Here is a 17,783-nt window from a genome sequence, read left to right on the forward strand (position 1 = left end):
TGTTCGGCTTGCCAGGGTAGACTTGTGCCGGGCCGACAAGTTCCGCAGGAGTCAGAGTAGAGCTTCGACACCGACCAGGATCAGCACCGGGTCAAGGATCCCTGCGACAGCCCCAGCAAGAGCCGACAACAGCGCCGAGACAATAACAACATCACCACCGAGGAGACGCCATGAAGAATGGCTTCGGCTTCGACCTGCGCAGTATGGAAATCTTCGTCGAGACCCTGGAACGCGGTAGCCAGAGCGCCGCCGCCGAGGCGCTCGGCCTGACCCAGTCGTCGGTGTCGCATTGCCTGGCGACCCTCGAAGAGAGCCTGGGGCTGGCGCTGTTCGAGCGCCGCTCGCGGCCGCTGGAACCCACCAGCGCCGGACGCTTCTTTTATGACCGTGCCCGCCGTCTGCTGGGCGAGGCCAGGGATACCCGCCGCGAACTGATCACCGGTGCCTTCGGTCAATTGCATCAGATGCGCCTGGCGCTGGTGGATTCGCTGGCCACCGCCGTGGGCAAGCCGCTGATCGACGTCATCCGCCGCCATACCCGTGACTACACCTTGACCACCGGGCTTTCGCACATGCACGGGCACTCGCTGCTGACGCGGCACGTGGACGTGATCATCTCCGACGATCGGCTGGAAAACTACGACGGCCTGGAGCGTCACAGGGTGCTGGACGAGCCCTTTGTGCTGGTGTTGCCGGCGAGCTGGACGGGGCCTGCTGACAATCTGCGCTGGCTATCGCGTCAGCTCGACTTCGTGCGCTACGTGCCGCAGTCGCTGATCGGCCAGAGTATCGAGCGCCACCTGCGCCTGGCCGGTGTGGAGCTGCCGGCGCGGCTGCACCTGGACAACACCTGCGCCTTGCTCAAGGCGGTGAGCGACGGCGTCGGCTTTACCGTGACGACCCCGCTGTGCCTGTATCAGGCGGGGCTCGATCAGCTCAGGGTGCGCATCGAAGCGCTGCCGCTGGCGCCGCTCAAGCGCTCGTTGACGCTGGTCGCCAGGCGCGACGAACTCGGTGGCTTGCCTGGGCAGCTGGCGCGGGACGCCCGCCGCCTGCTGGACGGCGACTTTCGTGCCACGCTCACCGAGGAGCTGCCCTGGGTCGAGGAGCAGATCGTCACTTCCGTCTGAGGATCTTCCCGGCGATGGCCAGTTTCATGGCCGGTTTCGGTGCAGTGGCTGCTTTTCTCTGCACTTTGCTTGAGCAGTATCGAAAGCTTCGATAGTCATCACGTCGTTGAAGTCGATGCAACTGGCACGTCCGGCCAGGCTGGGCCAAGACTCAGGAGATTCCTCTTGTGTCCGGGAGCTCCCATGCCGGCAGCCATTCGCCTCTACGTCCGCTACGTGGACCGATTCAATCGGCGTATCGGTCGTATCGTCATGTACCTGATCTTCGTGATGATCGGGGTCCTGCTCTACGCCTCGCTCTCGCGCACCCTGTTTGATCGGCCGTTGATCTGGGGCGTCGAGGTCTCCCAGTTCCTGATGGTCGCCTACTTTCTGCTGGGCGGCGCCTACTCCATGCAGCTCGACGACCATGTGCGCATGGACCTCTTCTATACCCGACTATCGCCACGGGCCAAGGCCATGAGCGACGTCCTGACCATGCTGCTGTTGCTGGTGTTCCTCGCCACCCTGCTGGCCGGCGGCATCTCCAGCACCAGCTACGCGATCAAGTACGGCGAGACCAACTACAGCTCCTGGGCGCCGCCGCTGGCGCCGATCAAGATCATCATGACCCTGGGGGTAGCGCTGATGCTCGCCCAGTGCCTCTCGACCCTGTTCAAGGATATCGCCGTGCTGAGAGGACACCCGCTCGAGCAGACCGAGGGGGAGAAGGACGGGGAGGGCGATCGATGAGCTATGAAATGATCGCGCTTACGCTGCCCTTGTCGAGAGCGTCGATGATGTTGCTGTTTCTAAGCCAGAGCCAGGGACGGAGGGCGATCGATGAGCTATGAAATGATCGCGCTGACGATGTTCTCTTCGATGATGTTGCTGCTGTTGACCGGACAGCGGGTGTTCGGCGTCATCGGCTTCGTCGGCGCGGCGGCGGCGCTCTTGCTGTGGGGCGATGGCGGCATGGAGATGCCGTTCAGCGCTGCCATCCAGTTGATGAACTGGTATCCGCTGTTGACCCTGCCTTTGTTCATCTTCATGGGGTACATGCTGTCGGAGTCGGGCATTGCCTCCGAACTCTACGAGATGTTCCACGTATGGATGGGCGGGCTCGCCGTGGGTACCATCGGCCTGATGGTGGTGGTCTCGGCGATGAATGGACTGAGTGTGGCCGGCATGGCCATCGGCGCCACCATCGCCCTGCCGGAACTGCTGCGCCGGGGCTACGACAAGATCATGGTCACCGGGGTAATCCAGGCCGGAAGCTCGCTTGGCATCCTGGTGCCGCCCAGCGTGGTGCTGGTGCTCTACGGCATGATCGCGCGACAGCCGGTCAGCCAGCTATGGCTGGCCGGAGCCATCCCCGGGTTGATCCTGGCGGCGATGTTCGTCATCTACATCGTGGTGCGCTGTCGCCTGCAGCCGAGCCTGGGGCCTGCGCTGCCGCCGGAGGAGCGCAACCTGTCCACCGCCGACAAGCTGAAGCTTCTGCGCGCGGGCATCATGCCGCTGGCGATCTTCTTCTTCATGACCGGGCTGTTCGTGATGGGCGTCACCAGCCTGGTCGAGAGCGCCGCGGTGGGGGCGCTGTCGGCGACCCTGGCGGCGGCGTTCAAGCGCCGTCTGACGCTGGCGGTAATCGAGACCACGGTGCGTCGCTCGCTCGGCATCACCTGCATGTTCATGTGGATCATCCTGGCGGCGCTGTGCTTTGGCGCGGTGTTCGACGGTCTCGGCGCGGTGCGCGCCATCGAGTCGGTATTCCTCGACCAGTTCGGCCTCACCCCCTGGCAGATCCTGGTGATGATGCAGCTGTCTTACATTCTGCTGGGCATGTTCCTCGACGACACCGCCATGCTGGTGATCGTGGCGCCGCTGTACGTGCCGCTGGTGATCACACTGGGCTTCGACCCGATCTGGTACGGAGTGCTCTACACCATCACCGTGCAGATCGCCTACATGACCCCACCGTTTGGCTACAACCTCTTTCTGATGCGCGCCATGGCCCCGCCGGAGATCAGTCTCGGCGACATCTACCGCAGCGTCTGGCCGTTCGTCGCCATCATGCTGGCGGGGCTTGCGCTGATCACCGCGTTTCCCGAGCTGGCGCTATGGCTGCCGGGTCTGTTCAGGGACTACTGAGGCAGGACTGTCGCGGTCTTGGCCCGGCAGGCAGGGATGTGAAGCAAGGAGCTTTAAAGAAGGCAGGAGAAGACGACAACAGGCGTCCTTTACGGACGCAACGTCAGGCAACAACAACGAAAACGGGAGAGAACGGATGACCAATCGTCGCGACTTCCTCAAGAAGGCCGGTGTCGCCACCGCCGCCACCGTGGGGGCGGGCACCCTGGCCGCCCCCTACGTCCACGCCCAGTCGAAGACACCGATCCGCTGGCGACTGCAGACCTACGCAGGGCCAGCCCTGGCGGAGCACGTGATCAAGCCCTCCATCGAGGCCTTCAACAAGGCCGCCAACGGCGAGATGGAGATCGAGCTGTACTTCTCCGACCAGCTGGTGCCCACCGGCGAGCTGTTCCGAGCGATGCAGCGGGGCACCATCGACGCGGTGCAGAGCGACGACGACTCGATCAACGCCCCGGTCGATGTCTCGGTGTTCGGCGGCTACTTCCCGTTCGCCTCGCGCTATAGCCTGGACGTGCCGACCCTGTTCAACCACTACGGCCTCAAGGAAATCTGGGAGGAGGCCTACGGCGAGATCGAGGGAGTGACCTGGCTCGGCTCCGGCAGCTGGGACCCCTGCAACTTTGTCACCCGGGAGCCGATTCGCAGCATCAAGGACCTGGAGGGCAAACGGGTCTTCACCTTCCCCACCGCCGGGCGCTTCCTGACCCGCTTCGGGGTGGTGCCGGTGACCCTGCCGTGGGAGGACATCGAGGTCGCCATGCAGACCCGCGAACTCGACGGCATCGCCTGGGCAGGCATCACCGAGGCCTACACCGTGGGCTGGGCGGACGTCTCCAGCTACTACCTGACCAACAATATTTCCGGCGCTTGGGCCGGCTCCTACTTCGCCAACAGCGAGCGCTGGAACGAGCTGCCGGATCACCTGAAGACGCTGTTCAGAATGTGCATGGACAGCTCTCACTACTATCGTCAGCACTGGTACTGGTGGGGCGAGGCCCACTACCGCACCCAGGGCGGCAAGCTGGAGCTGACCTCGATCCCGGAAAGCGAGTGGCAGACCATCGAGGACGAGGCGCTGAGCTTCTGGGACGAGATCGCAGGCCAGAGCGAGCGCAACGCCAAGGTGGTGCAGATCCTCAAGGACTATCGTCAGACCATGCAGCAGGCGGGACCTCCCTACCGCTACAGCTGACACTCTCGGTAGATATCGGGCGTTGCGGGCCGGCCCGGCAATCAAGGTCGGCCCGTTGTTTCTTCGCCCTTGTTCCTTCGCCCATGAGGAGGGTGATCGATGTCAGGACTCAATCCCAGGGACGTGCGCACGGCGGATGACGCCCGCCGGGTGGTCGAGGCGCGCAACCTCTCCCACGTCAAGATCGGCTTTCTCGATCTGGACGGGGTGATGGTCGGCAAGTACATGCACCGCGACAAGTTCTTTGCCGCCCTCGACGGCGGCTTCGCCTTCTGCGACGTGGTGCTGGGCTGGGACAGCAAGGACGAGCTGTACGACAACACGCGCTACACCGGCTGGCACACCGGCTATCCCGACGCCCAGTTGCGCGTGCTGCCGGAGAGCTGTCGCGAGGTACCCTTCGAAGGCGACATGCTGCTGTTCATGGCCGAATTCACCGAGCGGGCCGAGGCGATCTGTCCGCGTGGCCTGCTACGGCGGGTGCTGGGCCGGGCCGCCGAGATGGGCTTCTCGGTTCACGGCTCGCTGGAGTATGAATTCTTCATGTTCCAGGAGACGCCGGAATCGGTGCGCGAGAAGGGCTTTCGCAACCTGCGCCCGCTGACCCCGGACATGATGGGCTACTCCATGCTCAGGAGTTCGGTGCATGCCGAGCTCTACCACGAGCTGCTGGAGCTGTCCCAGCGCATGGACTTCCCCATCGAGGGGCTGCACACCGAGACCGGGCCAGGCGTGCTCGAGGCCGCCATCGGCGTCGACGAGGCGCTGGCCGCCGGCGACAAGGCGGCGCTGTTCAAGACCTTCACCAAGGTGTGGGCCCAGCGACGCGGCCTGATGGCCACCTTCATGGCCAAGTGGTCGCCGGACTATCCCGGCCAGAGCGGCCATATCCACCTGTCGATGAAGCACCTCGAGAGCGGCGAGTCGGCCTTCTACGACTCCGACGCCGAGCACTCCATGAGCGCCATCCAGCGTCACTTCGTCGCCGGCCAGCAGCGGCTGATGCCCGAGTTTCTGGCCATGTTCGCCCCCACCATCAACAGCTACACCCGGCTGATTCCCGGCTTCTGGGCGCCGACGGACGCCACCTGGGGCGTCGAGAATCGCACCACCGCCCTGCGCGTGATCCCCGGCAGCGCCAAGTCCCAGCGGGTCGAATACCGGCTCGGCAGCGCCGACGCCAATCCCTACCTGGCGCTGGCCGCGGCCATCGGTGCCGGCCTTTATGGCATCGAGCAGGGGCTCGAGCCCGATACCGCGGTTACCGGCAACGCCTACGAGCTCGACCATCCCGAGCACCAGGCGCTGCCGCGAACCCTGTGGGAGGCGGCCCAGCGGCTCAAGGCATCGACGCCTGCGCGCGGGCTTTTCGGCGACGACTTCGTCGAGCACTTTGCCGCCACCCGGGAGTGGGAGGAGCGCGAATTCCGTCGGCATATCACCGACTGGGAGCTCGATCGCTATTTCGAGATTATCTGACGCGGATGCCCGGTATCGAGATCATCTGACGCGGATGCCCGGCATCCCGCCAACCGACAGACGAGAGAACTGCATGGCCATTCAACAGACGATATCGCCGGTGGACGGCTCGGTGTACGTGGAGCGCGAGCAGGCCGGCGCGGCCGAGATCGAAACGGCCCTGGCCCGCGCGGTCGAGGCCCAGCAGGACTGGCGCGAACGTGACGTCGCCGAGCGCTGCCGCCTGTGCAGTGCGATGGTGGACGCCTTCGTCGCCCGGCGCGATCAGCACGCCGAGGAGCTGTGCTGGCAGATGGGCCGGCCCATTTCTCAGGGCGGCGGGGAAATCGGCGGCTTCGAGGAGCGCGCCCGGGCGATGATCGCCATGGCGCCTGAGGCGCTCGCGCCGCTGCGCCTGGCCGACAAGCCCGGCTTTACCCGCTATATCCGCCGCGAACCGCTGGGCGTCTCGCTGATCGTCGCGCCCTGGAACTTCCCCTACATGACCGCGGTGAACGCCGTGGTGCCGGCGATCCTCGCCGGCAATGCGGTGATCCTCAAGCACTCCGCCCAGACCCCGCTGTGTGCCGAGCGCATGGTCGAGGCCGCCCGAGAGTCGGGTATCCCCGAGGGGGTGTTCCAGTACCTGCATCTGAGCCACCAGGCCACCGAGTCCCTGATGGGTGACCCTCGCATCGACCATGTGTCCTTCACCGGCTCGGTGGGCGGTGGTCGCACCGTCGAAGCCGCCACCGCCGGGCGCTTTATCGCCACGGCGCTGGAACTCGGCGGCAAGGACGCCGCCTATGTGCGTGCCGACGTCGACCTGGACAGCGCGGTGGAAGGGGTGATGGACGGCGCCTTCTTCAACTCGGGCCAGAGCTGCTGTGGCATCGAGCGGATCTACGTCGAGCGCGCCATCTTCGATGACTTCGTCGAACGGGCGGTGGCCTGGCTGAAGCAGCTCAGGCTCGGCAACCCCTGCGACCCGTCAACCAGCCTGGGGCCGGTGGTCAAGCCCGCCGCCGCCGACTTCGTACGGGGCCAGGTGGAGGCGGCGGTGGCCGCCGGCGCTCGCGCCTGGATCGACCCCGGCGACTATCCGCTGTCGCGCCCCGGCAGCGCCTATCTGGCGCCACAGCTGTTGACCGGGGTCGACCACAGCATGGCGGTGATGCGCGAGGAGAGCTTCGGCCCGGTGGTCGGGGTGATGGCGGTGGACGGCGACGACGAGGCCATCGCCTTGATGAATGACTCCGAGTTCGGCCTGACCGGGGCGATCTTCACCCGCGACCTGGTCGCCGGCGAAGCGCTGGCCGCGCGGCTTCAGGTGGGCACCGCCTTCGTCAATCGCTGCGACTATCTGGACCCGGAGCTGGCCTGGACCGGCGTCAAGCATTCGGGTCGCGGCTGCTCGCTGTCGCGGCTCGGCTTCGACAGCCTGACCCGGCCCAAGTCCTTCCATCTGAAACACGCCTGAGGCAACCATGAGCGATATCAGCCGCTACACCACCAGCTGGAACTACCCCTCGGCCATCCTCACCGGCGCCGGTCGGATTCGTGACCTGCCGGCCCAGTGCCGAGAGCTTGGCATGACAGCGCCGTTGTTGATCACCGATCCGGGGCTCGCGGCGCTGCCGATGGTGCGCGAAGTGCTCGATCACTGCGCCGGCGAAGGACTCAGGGCGGGGCTGTTTGCCGAGATCAAGGGCAATCCCACCGGTGCCAACGTCATCGCCGGCGTCGACGCCTTCCGCCAGGGTGAGCACGACGGCGTGATCGCCTTCGGCGGAGGCTCCGGACTCGACGCGGCCAAGGCGGTGGCGCTGATGGCCAATCAGCGCGACGGCCTGTCGCTGTGGTCGCTGGAGGACGTCGGCGACAACTGGAAGAACGCCGACGGCGACGCCATCGTGCCGCTGGTGGCGGTGCCGACCACCGCAGGTACCGGCTCGGAGGTGGGACGCGCCTCGGTGATCACCGACGAGGCCGAGCGGGTCAAGCGCATCATCTTCCACCCCGGCATGGTGCCGGCCCGGGTGATCCTGGACCCGACCCTGACCGTGGGCCTGCCCCCTGCGGTCACCGCCGCTACCGGTATGGATGCCCTGTCCCACTGTCTGGAGGCCTGGTGCGCGCCGGGCTATCACCCCATGGCCGAGGGCATCGCGGTGGAGGGCATGCGCCGGGTCCGTGACTATCTGCCCCGGGCCTACGCCCATGGCGACGACCTGGAGGCCCGGCTCAACATGCTGGTGGCATCGAGCATGGGCGCCACCGCCTTCCAGCGGGGGCTCGGCGCCATGCATGCCCTGGCCCATCCATTGGGGGCGCTGTACGACGCCCACCATGGCACCTTGAACGCCATCCTGATGCCCTATGTGCTCAAGGCCAACGAGCGCGCCATCGGTGAGCCCATGGTGCGCCTGTGTCGCTATCTCGATATTCGCCAGCCGGGCACCTCAAGTGCCATCGACTGGGTGCTCGAGCTGCGCGAGCGGCTCGCTATCCCCCACGACCTGGCGGCCATCGGCATCGACGACGCCGAGGCGGTGAAGATCGGCGAAATGGCGGTGGTCGACCCGTCCGCGGCAAGCAATCCCATCGCCTTTACGGCCGAGGACTATCAACGCATCTTCCTGGCGGCCCAGCAGGGCCGGCTATAGCGCTTGGTATTAGCGCTTGGAATAGCGCCCGGCCCCGCCCGATGACATGGCCCTGGCGGCGCCCGGGTCGTCTCTGGCAAGGTGGCCGGCCAGCGTCAAGGGAGTACTGGTGATGGAGAACATCATGCGAATCGGTCTACTGCAGTGCGACGACGTGGCGCCGGAGCTGATCGACGCCCACGGCAACTATCCGGCCATGTTCGAGGCGCTGCTGGCGCCGGCGGCCTTTTCCCTGGGGGTCAGCCTCGAGTGGCAGGTCTACCGTTGCCTGGACGGCGAGATTCCCGATGACGTCGAGGCAGTGGACGCCTGGCTGACCACCGGCTCGAAGTTCGGGGTCAACGACGGCCACGCCTGGATCGCCCGGCTCGAGGACTTCGTGCGCGCGCTCTATCGCGCGGAGAAGCCTCTGGTGGGGGTGTGCTTCGGCCATCAGTTGATCGTCAAGGCGTTGGGCGGCGAGGTGATCAAGAGTCCCAAGGGCTGGGGCGTGGGGCTTTCCAACAATCGGGTCGGCGAGCGCGAGCCCTGGATGACCCCCTGGCAGCATGACCTCGACCTGCTGGTCAGCCACCAGGATCAGGTCGAGGCGCTACCCGAAGGCGCCTCGACCCTGGGCGGCAGCGGCTTCTGCCCCCACTACCTGATCCGCGTCGGCCGCTGCTTTCTTGGCGTCCAGGGCCACCCCGAGTTTCGCCCCGACTACTCCCGCGACCTGATGCGACTGCGCCAGGGCCTGGTCGGGGAAGAACGGGTACGCCAGGGCCAGGCCTCGCTGGCCGGACGCATCGACGACGGCGTGATGGCCGAGTGGATACTGCGCTTCATGCGCGAGGCGATGGCGGTCAGGGAGGGGTGACGATGACTGCAGCAAGCTGAATACGGCTGTACGCTTGTCTCATGTCGCAGGCAGTTTGTCGTGACCAGGCGGGGGGAAGAGCATGCGATCCTTTGACATCGAAGAAGCCAGCACGCAATTGGTACAGCTCGTCGAGCGAGTCCGTCAGGGAGAAGGATGCTTCATTACAATGGCGGGCAAGCCGGTGGTTCGGGTTACCTCCATCGAAAGACCGGAGCCCGAGCACCTGAGGCGGCTTGGCTTTCTTGATGGCCAGTTCAGCGTGCCGGAGGACTTTGATCGTATGTCGGTATGGGACACCTTCTCCCAGTTCGACTCGTCGCAAGGGATACCGTGATGGCGCGTCGGGTTATGGACTCACCGGTCGCGCAGGCGTCTTGTCGCGGGCCTGCTCGAACACGGCAAATTCGCTGTCGCTCAGCCTGGCCTGCTTGCCAATATCGGCCAGCAACGAACCCAGCTTGACCTTGCCCTCGAGCGATACCGCCGTCTCGAGGATCTCGCGTACCTCCGCCTACATGCTATGACCGTGTCGAGCCGCACGGATGCGCAGGGCGCGATGTACCTCGTTGGGAAGGTTGCGAACCGTCAGCATGGCCATAGGTAGCGTCTCCCAGTGCATTCAGTGCATTCATCGTAGTCACCTGATTGCATGGCAACTAGGCGCGCTGCGGTGTTGGTCGGGAGTATGGGAGCTGCCTTCGCCAGAAAAGCCAGGCTCAGGTGCTCCCTCTTTGCCTATCAACCATCAAACCGCTGTCTGAGTATCCTCAGTCCGTTGCCGACGACCAGCAGGCTCGAGCCCAGGTCGGCAAACACCGCCATCCACAAGGTGGCGTGGCCGGTCAGCGCCAGGGCCAGGAATACCGCCTTGATGCCGAGCGCCAGGGCGATGTTCTGCACCAGCAGGCGGCGGGTGCTGCGGGCCAGGTCGATCAGCCGCGGCAGGCTGGCCGGGTCGTCGTTCATCAGCGCGATATCGGCGGTCTCGATGGCCACGTCGCTGCCTGCCGCGCCCATGGCGATGCCGATATCGGCCCGGGCCAGGGCGGGAGCGTCGTTGATGCCGTCGCCGACCATGGCGCACACACCGCGTCGGGACAGCGCGTCCAGGCGCGCCAGCTTGTCCTCCGGCAACAGCTCACCGTAGGCCTCGTCGATGCCGGCTTCACGAGCGATGGCATCGACCCTGGCCTGGGCGTCGCCGCTGAGCATGCTGACGCTCACCCCCTGGCGATGCAGACGTTCGATGGCTTGGCGGCTGGTGCTGCGCAGGGCGTCCCTGACCGCGAAGTAGGCCAGCAGCCGCTCGTCGCGCCCCAGCCAGACGATGCCGGCGTCGTCGTTGTCGGCGTCGCTGCTGGTCAGCTGGGCCTGGCTGACCCCCATCTCGCCGGCCAGGCGGGCGTTGCCGAGCCACACCGTCGCACCGCTATCGACCTCGCTTGCCACCAGACCACGACCGCCGCGCTCCTCGACACCTTCCAGTGACACCCTAGGCTGAGAGCCCAGCCCCTGCACCAGGGCGCGGGACACCGGATGGTTGGAGCGCTCCGCCAGGGCGAGGGCCAGGCGCTGTCCCTCGGCGTCGCTGCTGTCACCGAGCGCAGCTGAGCGCACCAGTCGTGGCTTGCCCTCGGTCAGGGTGCCGGTCTTGTCCAGCGCCAGGTGGGTGAGTCGCGTGGCCTGCTCGAGAAAGGCCCCGCCCTTGATCAGGATACCCTGGCGTGCGGCGGCACCGAGGCCGCTGACCACCGTTACCGGGGTGGAGATCACCAGCGCGCAGGGGCAGGCGATGACCAGCAGCACCAGGGCGCGGTAGACCCCGTCGAGCCAGGGACCGAGGCCGAGCAGTGGCCAGCCCAGCGCGACCAGCCCGGCCAGCACGAACACCACCGGGGTGTAGATGGCGGCGAAGCGATCGATGATGCGCTGCGTAGGCGCGCGACGGGACTGGGCTTCTTCCACCGCGTGGATGATGCGCGCCAGGGTGGTATCATTGGCCCGCCGGGTGACGCGGTAGTCGAAGTCGCCGGCCAGGTTGATGGAGCCGGCGTAGACGCTCTCGCCGAGGGAGCGATCACGCGGCAGGCTCTCGCCGGTAATCGGCGCCTCGTCGAGGCTAGGGTCACCGCGCACGATCTCGCCGTCCAGCGCCAGACGCTCGCCGGCGTGAACCCTGACCAGATCACCGATGGCGACGTCGTCGGCGTCGATCTCGCGCCACTCGCCGCTGCCAGACTCTCCTTCATCCAGCACCCGTGCCCTGGGCGGGGCCAGGTCGAGCAGTCCTGAGATAGCCTGGCGCGCGCGTGCAAGCGACCTGGCCTCGAGGTGCTCGGCCAGGGTGAACAGCACGATCACCATGGCCGCCTCGGCCCAGTGACCGATCAGCATGGCGCCGGTCACCGCCACGCTCATCAGCGCATTGATGTTGAGGGTGCCGTGGCGCAGCGCCACAAGGCCCTTTTTCCAGGTGGGGAGGCCGACCAGGGCGATGGCGACGATGGCCAGCAGCGGCGTAAGCCAGCCAGCGGTCAGCCCTAGCCAGCCGATGGCCTCGGCGCCCAGGGCCAGAATGCCGGCCAGCGCGAGGCGCCCCCAGGGCGTCGTCGTGGTGCTGCGGGAATCATGGGCGGCGTCGGCGCCTTGGTCATCCTCGAAGCGAGGCGTCATGCCGGTGTCGCGGACACGGGCGGCCAAGGCGTCGCGATCGACACCCTGGTGATGGACCACCAGACGACGCTGCATCAGCTGGAAGCTCAGTGCCTCGACCCCGGGAAGATCGGCCAGCGCCTTTCTGAGCACGCCTTCTTCGGTGGGGCAGCACATCTCGTCGATGGTCAGCGCAAGACGACTAGCCGAAGGGGACGCTTCGCTGCTCTGTGGGGTGTCGGCAGTCTCGGCTGCGCCGCAGCAGGTGTTGGTACCCGCTGTCCTGGTTTCGCTTGTTGTTTCGTCTCTAGTTTCGGTCTTGGTTTCAGTGCGGGGCGTGGCACTGGAGGCGCAGCAACTGCCAGCGCTTGCCGAGCTGGTTTCGCTTACTGTTTCGGTCCTGGCGTCGGAGCCGCAGCGGGCATCTGTGCTTGCCGGTCTTGCGTCAACTCTGGAATCGCCGTCTGCGCTTCGGTAAGCGCAGCAGCCGGCCTTGCTCGTACTTTTCGCGCTGCGCTCTTCAGGGGAATCTGCCATCTTGGGGGAATCTGCCATCTTGGGGGAATCTGCCATCTTGGGGGAATCTACCATCCTGGGAACTCCACTCGGGTCTCTGAGTCAGAGTTGACACCCTGTAGTCACTATAGGGTCAAGGGCTGGCACGAGACAGTCGATGCCTGGCCAGAATGGACGGACGTTTGGCGAGAGGAAAACCCATGAAGATCGGCGAGCTGGCAAGACGCAGCGGGGTCAAGGTGGAGACGGTGCGCTACTACGAGCGCGAAGGACTGCTGCCCGAGCCTGCGCGCAGCGAGGGCAACTATCGACTCTATCGTGAGGCCCACGCCGAGCGCCTGGACTTTATCCGTCACTGCCGCGCCCTGGACATGACGCTGGACGAGATCCGCGCGCTGCTGGTCTGTCAGGACGATCCCGAGCAGCCCTGCGAGGAGGCCGACGCCCTGATCGAGGCGCACCTGGGGCACGTCGAGCAGAGGATCGCTCAGCTCTCCAGGCTCAAGGTCGAACTGGAAGGCCTGCGCCGTCGCTGCGCAGGCCAGGGCAAGGTCGGCGAGTGCGGCATCCTCAATGAACTGTCCCAGCCGGTCGATCCCCCCGAGACGCTGGAGCATGCCCACGTCGGTGGCGTCCATCCGCGGCGTTGAGCCCGGCTGGCGCAAGCCCGCGTCTCCCCTTGCATAGAGCCCGGACAGGGACACCAGGAGCCGGACACGACAGCGCCGCCCGGAGGGGCGGCGCTGGTGGGTGCCGTGATGCGATGGCCAGGTTGGCGTTGTCAGACGACGCGCATCAGGCCTCTTCGGTGCGCCTGGGCAGTACCCAGTCCTTGCGCGGGAAGTGGCAGGTGTAGCCATGGGGAATGCGCTGCAGGTAGTCCTGGTGCTCGGGTTCGGCCTCCCAGAAATCCCCCACCGGCTCGACCTCGGTGACCACCTTGCCGGGCCACAGACCCGAGGCTTCCACGTCGGCGATGGTGTCGAGCGCTTCACGCTTCTGCTCTTCATCCACGTAGTAGATGGCCGAGCGGTAGGACATGCCACGGTCGTTGCCCTGACGATTGGGCGTGGTCGGGTCATGGATCTGGAAGAAGTACTCCAGCAGCTTGCGATAGCTGATCACGTCGGGATCGAACAGGATCTCGATACCCTCGGCGTGGGTGCCGTGGTTACGATAGGTGGCGTTCTGCACGTCGCCACCGGTGTAGCCGACCCGGGTGTACTCGACCCCTGGCAACTGGCGAATCAGATCCTGCATGCCCCAGAAGCATCCGCCTGCGAGAACTGCGCGTTGTTGTGCCATGTTCAGACCTCCTCGACTTGATTCAGATATTCGCCGTAGCCCTCGGCTTCCATGTCATCGCGATGGATGAACCTGAGCGACGCCGAGTTGATGCAGTAGCGCATGCCTCCCTTGTCCCTGGGGCCGTCGTTGAAGACGTGACCCAGGTGGCTGTCACCGTGGGATGAGCGCACCTCGGTGCGGATCATGCCATGAGACGAATCCACCAGCTCGTTGACGTAGGCCGGCTCGATCGGCTTGGTGAAGCTGGGCCAGCCACAGCCGGACTCGTACTTGTCCGACGAGGCGAACAGCGGCTCGCCAGAGACGATGTCCACGTAGATGCCGGGCTCCTGGTTGTGCAGGTGCTCCCCGGTGCCGGGACGCTCGGTGCCGCTTTCCTGGGTGACCCGATACTGCTCGCGGTTCAGTCGGGCGATGGCCTCGGGTGACTTTTCATAGGTTTTCATGGGCTCTCCTCGTGGGTGGGGGAGACGCAGGCTCGGCGCGATGGCTTGCCCTCAAGGTTACACGCCAGCTTGCGGGACCGTAATCAGTCGTGGTGATGGAGAGATCCTTACACGCCTAACGATTCGTGTCACGCCGATGCAGGCATTGGCCCAGCGCCCAGACCTGGTCGATGGCCCAGTCATCGTCGCCGAGCACCAGCAGGTCGGCGTCCTGACCGACCGCCAGACGTCCCTTGCGCTTGAGCCCGAGGGCGTCTGCGGCGTGGGTGCTGGCGAGGCCCACGGCGACCTCCAGGGCGATGCCGTGGTCGTTGACGCACTCGCCCAGTACCTCGAACAGGCTGTCCAGGCGGCCAGCCTCGAGGCCGACGAATCGCCCCTCGGCGTCAAAGCGGGGCAGGGAAGCGTTGGCGTCGGAGGACAGGCTGATGCGCGAAGGGTCGACGCGGGCCTTGAGCGCCCTGGCGGCGGCTTCTGACGCAGGCACCTCGCCGTCGGCCAGAAGCTCCTGCGTGGTGCTGGTGGTGAAGTCGATCCGCCCGCCGTCCCGGGCGAAGCGCAGGCCATCCTCGAACAGCGCCGCGGTGCGGTTGATGTGGGTCGGCATGAACTGGGCGATGGGCAAGGCCGTGGTGCGTGCTACCTCACGCAGGATCTCCAGGCCACCTTCGGCGTCGCCGGTGTGGATGAAGACGATCCCGGACTTGCCGGCGAGCATTCCTGCGGTGCGGCTCTCGGAGGCCAGCCGAGCAAGCTCATGGGCGCTGGGCTGGGAGCCGCGATGGTCGCTGATGGCGACCTCACCGACGCCGATGAACTCGGGGATATGGACGATATCCTCGGCCACCGAGCCGGTCAGGGTCACCGGCGGCAGCTGGTAGGAGCCGGTGTAGGCGTAGCAGCTCAGGCCGCCGGCGGCGAGCTCGCGTACCTTGCCGAGCAGGTTGGCCGGCGTGCGGGTCAGAGCGTCGGTGCCGAGCGCCCCCACCAGGGTGGTGACGCCGGAGGCGATGGCATCCTCGAGGCGGAGCTCGGGGGTGCGGGTGCCAAAGCCGCCTTCGCCACCACCGCCGGTCATGTGCACCAGCGGATCGACCAGGCCAGGGATGACCCGCCGGCCCTCGAGGTCGTGTACCTCGAGGCCGGGAAAGTGTTCATCGACGCTGGCCTCGGGTTCCAGCACCGCCGCGATGCGGCGGTCGGTGATCAGCAGGTGCTTCAGGCCCATCGCGGCAGGGGCGTAGAGGCGGGCATTCTTCAGAAGGGTCAGCATGGCGGCTCCCGAGACAGGGCCGGCCCTGGGGCAGGCCGGCCTGAACGATAAAGGGCAACGTTCACAGTTTGACGTCGTAGCTGAAGTACTCGTTCATGATCTCGTCGTAGGTGCCGTCTGACTTGAGCTCGGCCAGGGCCTCGTTGAAACGCTCGGCGAGTTCACGGTCGCGCTTGCGGAAGGCCACGCCGACGCCCTGGCCGAAGTAGGTCTCGGGCTCCTTGATGAAGTCGCTGATGCGCACGAAGTCGCTCTGTTCGGTATCGATGTCGATCATCGCCTCGGCGATCGGATAGTCCATGAAGGTCAGGTCCAGGCGGCCGGCACGCAGGTCGGCGACCACGTCGTCGGCACTGGCGTAGCGGCGCACTTCGAGCACATCGCCGTACAGGTCGGTGACGTAGCGATCCTGCAGGGTGGCGCGCTGCACGCCGACGCTCAGGCCTTCGAGGCTGGCCTTGTCGGCGATGTCGATGTCGCGGCCGCGCGGCGTGATCCAGGCGCTCGGGGTGGTGTAGTAGGGCTCGGAAAACAGCACCTGGCGGCTGCGTTCCTCGGTGATCGCCATGGACGACATGATGGCGTCGAACTTGCGCGCCATCAGCGCCGGGATCATGCCGTCCCAGGGCTGCTCGACCCAGGTGCACTGGATCTCGAGGCGCTCGCAGACGGCGTTGCCCAGGTCGATCTCGAAGCCGGTCAGGGTACCGTCGGCGGTCTTGTACTCGAAGGGTTCGTAGGGCACATCGACGGCCAGGCGAAGCGGCTCATCGGCGAGTGCTGGGCCTGCGCCGATCATCAGCGCGGACAGGGCGGAGGCGAGCAGCAGGGGAGAACGATTCATGGGGACTTCCTTGGACAAGAGTGAATAACCACAGCATATGACCCCTGCAGCGATGCATCAGCAGGGAGCTGCCTACACACAGGGGAATGTCGCCAGGGGAGGGCGAACAAGCAGAACTTTCAAGGCGTTGGAGTATACGCCGGGGACGCTATTCGTCGAACCATTCACTCAGGGCAAAGCCATCCAGCCAGGGCGGCCGGGGAAGGGACTCTGCGAAGATGGGGAGCCAGGTCAGGGGCACGAAGATGTCCTGTCGCTTCAAGGTGCTATCGAGTGTTCTAGCGAGTGCTACAGCAAGATTGCCAGCAAGTGTTCCAGCGAGTGCCGGTGGTGACACCGGACCCGGAAGGTCCGGCGCGGTGCCTGCTCGAGGCGTTGGCTCGGGCAGGACTTGTTGCTTCAGCAAGATGCTTATTCAGCAAAGACTTATTCAGCAAAGTACTTGGCATGAATCTCTTCGTAGGTGCCGTTGTCCTTCAGGGTGGCGAGCGCCTCGTTGAAGGCCTTGGCCAGGTCCTCGTCACGCTGACGGAAGGCGATGCCGAAGCCGTCACCGAAGTACTCCTTGGGCTCGGTGATCTGCTCACCGACCACCTTGTAGTCGCCTGCCTCGCTGTCCAGCAGGGTCGACTTGCCGACCGGATAGTCGAGGAAGCCGATGTCGACGCGGCCGGAGTCCATGTCCAGCACCAGGTCGTCGGCGGTGGCGTAGCGGCTGACATCGGCCACGTCGCCGTACAGGTCGGTGACGTAGTTGTCCTGCAGGGTGCCACGCTGCACGCCGATGGTCAGACCCTCGAGGGACTCGACGTCAGGGTTGCCCATCTCCAGGTCGGTCGGGGCGAACCAGGCGGACGGCGGGGTGAAGTAGGGGTCGGAGAACAGCACCTGCTCACGACGCTCGTCGTTGATGGTCATGGAGGACATGATGGCGTCGTACTTGCGCGCCATCAGGCCGGGGATGATGCCGTCCCAGCCCTGAACCACCCACTCGCACTGGATGCCGACTTCAGCACAAAGAGCGTTACCCAGATCGATGTCGAAGCCGGTCAGCTCGCCGTCGGGGGTGCGGTATTCCATCGGCTCGTAGGGCACATCGACGCCGATGCGGATGTCACGAACCTCGGCCTGGGCGGTAGAAGCGAGAACCGCGGTGCCGATCAGGCCAGCGGTAAAGAGCTTGCGCAGTGTCATATCGGTAAACCCTTGTTATTGATAAGCGGGTGTTGATGCGATGGGAGGGCGTCTTGTGGACGCATACCATCACCTTAGCGAATCGGGGCCCTCTCAGGAAGGGCAG

General features: G+C 65.7%; 17 protein-coding genes. 10 read left to right on the forward strand and 7 right to left on the reverse strand.

Features of this window, described 5'->3' with window-relative positions:
- Positions 1-170: 170 nt before the first annotated feature.
- The 9 genes from RBB39_RS05780 to RBB39_RS05820 all read left to right on the forward strand — a co-directional run bounded on the left by RBB39_RS05780 (position 171) and on the right by RBB39_RS05820 (position 9,778).
- Positions 171-1,130: a LysR family transcriptional regulator gene (locus RBB39_RS05780; protein ID WP_045992806.1), complete on the forward strand. Its 960-nt coding sequence runs from the start codon at positions 171-173 to the stop codon at positions 1,128-1,130.
- Between the two features lie 183 nt (positions 1,131-1,313).
- Positions 1,314-1,862 (forward strand): TRAP transporter small permease subunit, encoded by a 549-nt coding sequence (locus RBB39_RS05785; protein ID WP_045992805.1) that lies wholly within the window; start codon positions 1,314-1,316, stop codon positions 1,860-1,862.
- Positions 1,863-1,952: 90 nt separating this feature from the next.
- A complete protein-coding gene (locus RBB39_RS05790) occupies positions 1,953-3,263 on the forward strand; it encodes a TRAP transporter large permease subunit (protein WP_306168912.1) in 1,311 nt (436 codons plus the stop codon).
- Between the two features lie 136 nt (positions 3,264-3,399).
- On the forward strand, positions 3,400-4,458 hold the full coding sequence (locus RBB39_RS05795) for a twin-arginine translocation signal domain-containing protein (RefSeq protein WP_045992803.1): 1,059 nt from the start codon (positions 3,400-3,402) through the stop codon (positions 4,456-4,458).
- A 99-nt stretch (positions 4,459-4,557) separates the two neighbouring features.
- Positions 4,558-5,937, forward strand: a complete 1,380-nt coding sequence (locus RBB39_RS05800) for a glutamine synthetase family protein (protein ID WP_124803328.1) — start codon at positions 4,558-4,560, stop codon at positions 5,935-5,937.
- Between the two features lie 73 nt (positions 5,938-6,010).
- Positions 6,011-7,396, forward strand: a complete 1,386-nt coding sequence (locus RBB39_RS05805) for an aldehyde dehydrogenase family protein (RefSeq protein WP_045992801.1) — start codon at positions 6,011-6,013, stop codon at positions 7,394-7,396.
- 7 nt (positions 7,397-7,403) lie between these two features.
- A complete protein-coding gene (locus tag RBB39_RS05810; protein ID WP_185696393.1) occupies positions 7,404-8,582 on the forward strand; it encodes an iron-containing alcohol dehydrogenase in 1,179 nt (392 codons plus the stop codon).
- 124 nt (positions 8,583-8,706) lie between these two features.
- The gene (locus RBB39_RS05815) at positions 8,707-9,441 is read left to right on the forward strand and encodes a glutamine amidotransferase (protein ID WP_045992838.1); all 735 of its coding nucleotides are present in this window, start codon (positions 8,707-8,709) and stop codon (positions 9,439-9,441) included.
- Between the two features lie 82 nt (positions 9,442-9,523).
- On the forward strand, positions 9,524-9,778 hold the full coding sequence (locus RBB39_RS05820) for a type II toxin-antitoxin system Phd/YefM family antitoxin (protein ID WP_045992800.1): 255 nt from the start codon (positions 9,524-9,526) through the stop codon (positions 9,776-9,778).
- 177 nt (positions 9,779-9,955) lie between these two features.
- Here the strand turns inward: RBB39_RS05820 and RBB39_RS22745 are convergent, their stop codons facing one another.
- Together RBB39_RS22745 and RBB39_RS05825 are read right to left on the reverse strand one after the other, a co-directional pair.
- The gene (locus tag RBB39_RS22745; RefSeq protein WP_371931861.1) at positions 9,956-10,063 is read right to left on the reverse strand and encodes a hypothetical protein; all 108 of its coding nucleotides are present in this window, start codon (positions 10,061-10,063) and stop codon (positions 9,956-9,958) included.
- 119 nt (positions 10,064-10,182) lie between these two features.
- The gene (locus RBB39_RS05825) at positions 10,183-12,273 is read right to left on the reverse strand and encodes a cation-translocating P-type ATPase (protein ID WP_306168913.1); all 2,091 of its coding nucleotides are present in this window, start codon (positions 12,271-12,273) and stop codon (positions 10,183-10,185) included.
- A 539-nt stretch (positions 12,274-12,812) separates the two neighbouring features.
- On the opposite strand from RBB39_RS05825, the gene cadR reads away from it, so the two are divergent.
- Positions 12,813-13,262 (forward strand): Cd(II)/Pb(II)-responsive transcriptional regulator, encoded by a 450-nt coding sequence (gene cadR, locus RBB39_RS05830; protein WP_045992798.1) that lies wholly within the window; start codon positions 12,813-12,815, stop codon positions 13,260-13,262.
- A gap of 145 nt (positions 13,263-13,407) precedes the next feature.
- Here the strand turns inward: cadR and msrA are convergent, their stop codons facing one another.
- From msrA to RBB39_RS05855, 5 genes are all read right to left on the reverse strand, one after another.
- Entirely contained in the window at positions 13,408-13,917 is a 510-nt protein-coding gene (gene msrA / locus RBB39_RS05835) for a peptide-methionine (S)-S-oxide reductase MsrA (RefSeq protein WP_045992797.1), read from the reverse strand.
- A 2-nt stretch (positions 13,918-13,919) separates the two neighbouring features.
- On the reverse strand, positions 13,920-14,366 hold the full coding sequence (gene msrB / locus RBB39_RS05840) for a peptide-methionine (R)-S-oxide reductase MsrB (RefSeq protein ID WP_045992796.1): 447 nt from the start codon (positions 14,364-14,366) through the stop codon (positions 13,920-13,922).
- 115 nt (positions 14,367-14,481) lie between these two features.
- On the reverse strand, positions 14,482-15,639 hold the full coding sequence (iadA, locus tag RBB39_RS05845) for a beta-aspartyl-peptidase (protein ID WP_108132403.1): 1,158 nt from the start codon (positions 15,637-15,639) through the stop codon (positions 14,482-14,484).
- A 61-nt stretch (positions 15,640-15,700) separates the two neighbouring features.
- Complete coding sequence (locus RBB39_RS05850; RefSeq protein WP_083970403.1) at positions 15,701-16,483, reverse strand: transporter substrate-binding domain-containing protein; 783 nt, start codon at positions 16,481-16,483, stop codon at positions 15,701-15,703.
- A gap of 426 nt (positions 16,484-16,909) precedes the next feature.
- Positions 16,910-17,677: a transporter substrate-binding domain-containing protein gene (locus RBB39_RS05855; RefSeq protein ID WP_371931862.1), complete on the reverse strand. Its 768-nt coding sequence runs from the start codon at positions 17,675-17,677 to the stop codon at positions 16,910-16,912.
- Positions 17,678-17,783 lie beyond the last annotated feature (106 nt).

Origin of the sequence: Halomonas sp. MMSF_3323 (genome assembly GCF_030733595.1) — a bacterium.
Lineage (GTDB): Bacteria > Pseudomonadota > Gammaproteobacteria > Pseudomonadales > Halomonadaceae > Halomonas > Halomonas litopenaei.

Coding starts and splice junctions, on each gene's coding strand:
- cadR (WP_045992798.1), top strand. CDS start 12,813: ATGAAGATCGGCGAGCTGGCAAGACGCAGCGGGGTCAAGGTGGAGACG.
- RBB39_RS05815 (WP_045992838.1), top strand. CDS start 8,707: ATGCGAATCGGTCTACTGCAGTGCGACGACGTGGCGCCGGAGCTGATC.
- RBB39_RS22745 (WP_371931861.1), bottom strand. CDS start 10,063: ATGCACTGGGAGACGCTACCTATGGCCATGCTGACGGTTCGCAACCTT.
- RBB39_RS05855 (WP_371931862.1), bottom strand. CDS start 17,677: ATGACACTGCGCAAGCTCTTTACCGCTGGCCTGATCGGCACCGCGGTT.
- iadA (WP_108132403.1), bottom strand. CDS start 15,639: ATGCTGACCCTTCTGAAGAATGCCCGCCTCTACGCCCCTGCCGCGATG.
- RBB39_RS05780 (WP_045992806.1), top strand. CDS start 171: ATGAAGAATGGCTTCGGCTTCGACCTGCGCAGTATGGAAATCTTCGTC.
- RBB39_RS05820 (WP_045992800.1), top strand. CDS start 9,524: ATGCGATCCTTTGACATCGAAGAAGCCAGCACGCAATTGGTACAGCTC.
- msrA (WP_045992797.1), bottom strand. CDS start 13,917: ATGGCACAACAACGCGCAGTTCTCGCAGGCGGATGCTTCTGGGGCATG.
- RBB39_RS05825 (WP_306168913.1), bottom strand. CDS start 12,273: ATGTGCTGCCCCACCGAAGAAGGCGTGCTCAGAAAGGCGCTGGCCGAT.
- RBB39_RS05790 (WP_306168912.1), top strand. CDS start 1,953: ATGAGCTATGAAATGATCGCGCTGACGATGTTCTCTTCGATGATGTTG.
- RBB39_RS05810 (WP_185696393.1), top strand. CDS start 7,404: ATGAGCGATATCAGCCGCTACACCACCAGCTGGAACTACCCCTCGGCC.
- RBB39_RS05850 (WP_083970403.1), bottom strand. CDS start 16,483: ATGAATCGTTCTCCCCTGCTGCTCGCCTCCGCCCTGTCCGCGCTGATG.
- RBB39_RS05800 (WP_124803328.1), top strand. CDS start 4,558: ATGTCAGGACTCAATCCCAGGGACGTGCGCACGGCGGATGACGCCCGC.
- RBB39_RS05805 (WP_045992801.1), top strand. CDS start 6,011: ATGGCCATTCAACAGACGATATCGCCGGTGGACGGCTCGGTGTACGTG.
- RBB39_RS05795 (WP_045992803.1), top strand. CDS start 3,400: ATGACCAATCGTCGCGACTTCCTCAAGAAGGCCGGTGTCGCCACCGCC.
- RBB39_RS05785 (WP_045992805.1), top strand. CDS start 1,314: ATGCCGGCAGCCATTCGCCTCTACGTCCGCTACGTGGACCGATTCAAT.
- msrB (WP_045992796.1), bottom strand. CDS start 14,366: ATGAAAACCTATGAAAAGTCACCCGAGGCCATCGCCCGACTGAACCGC.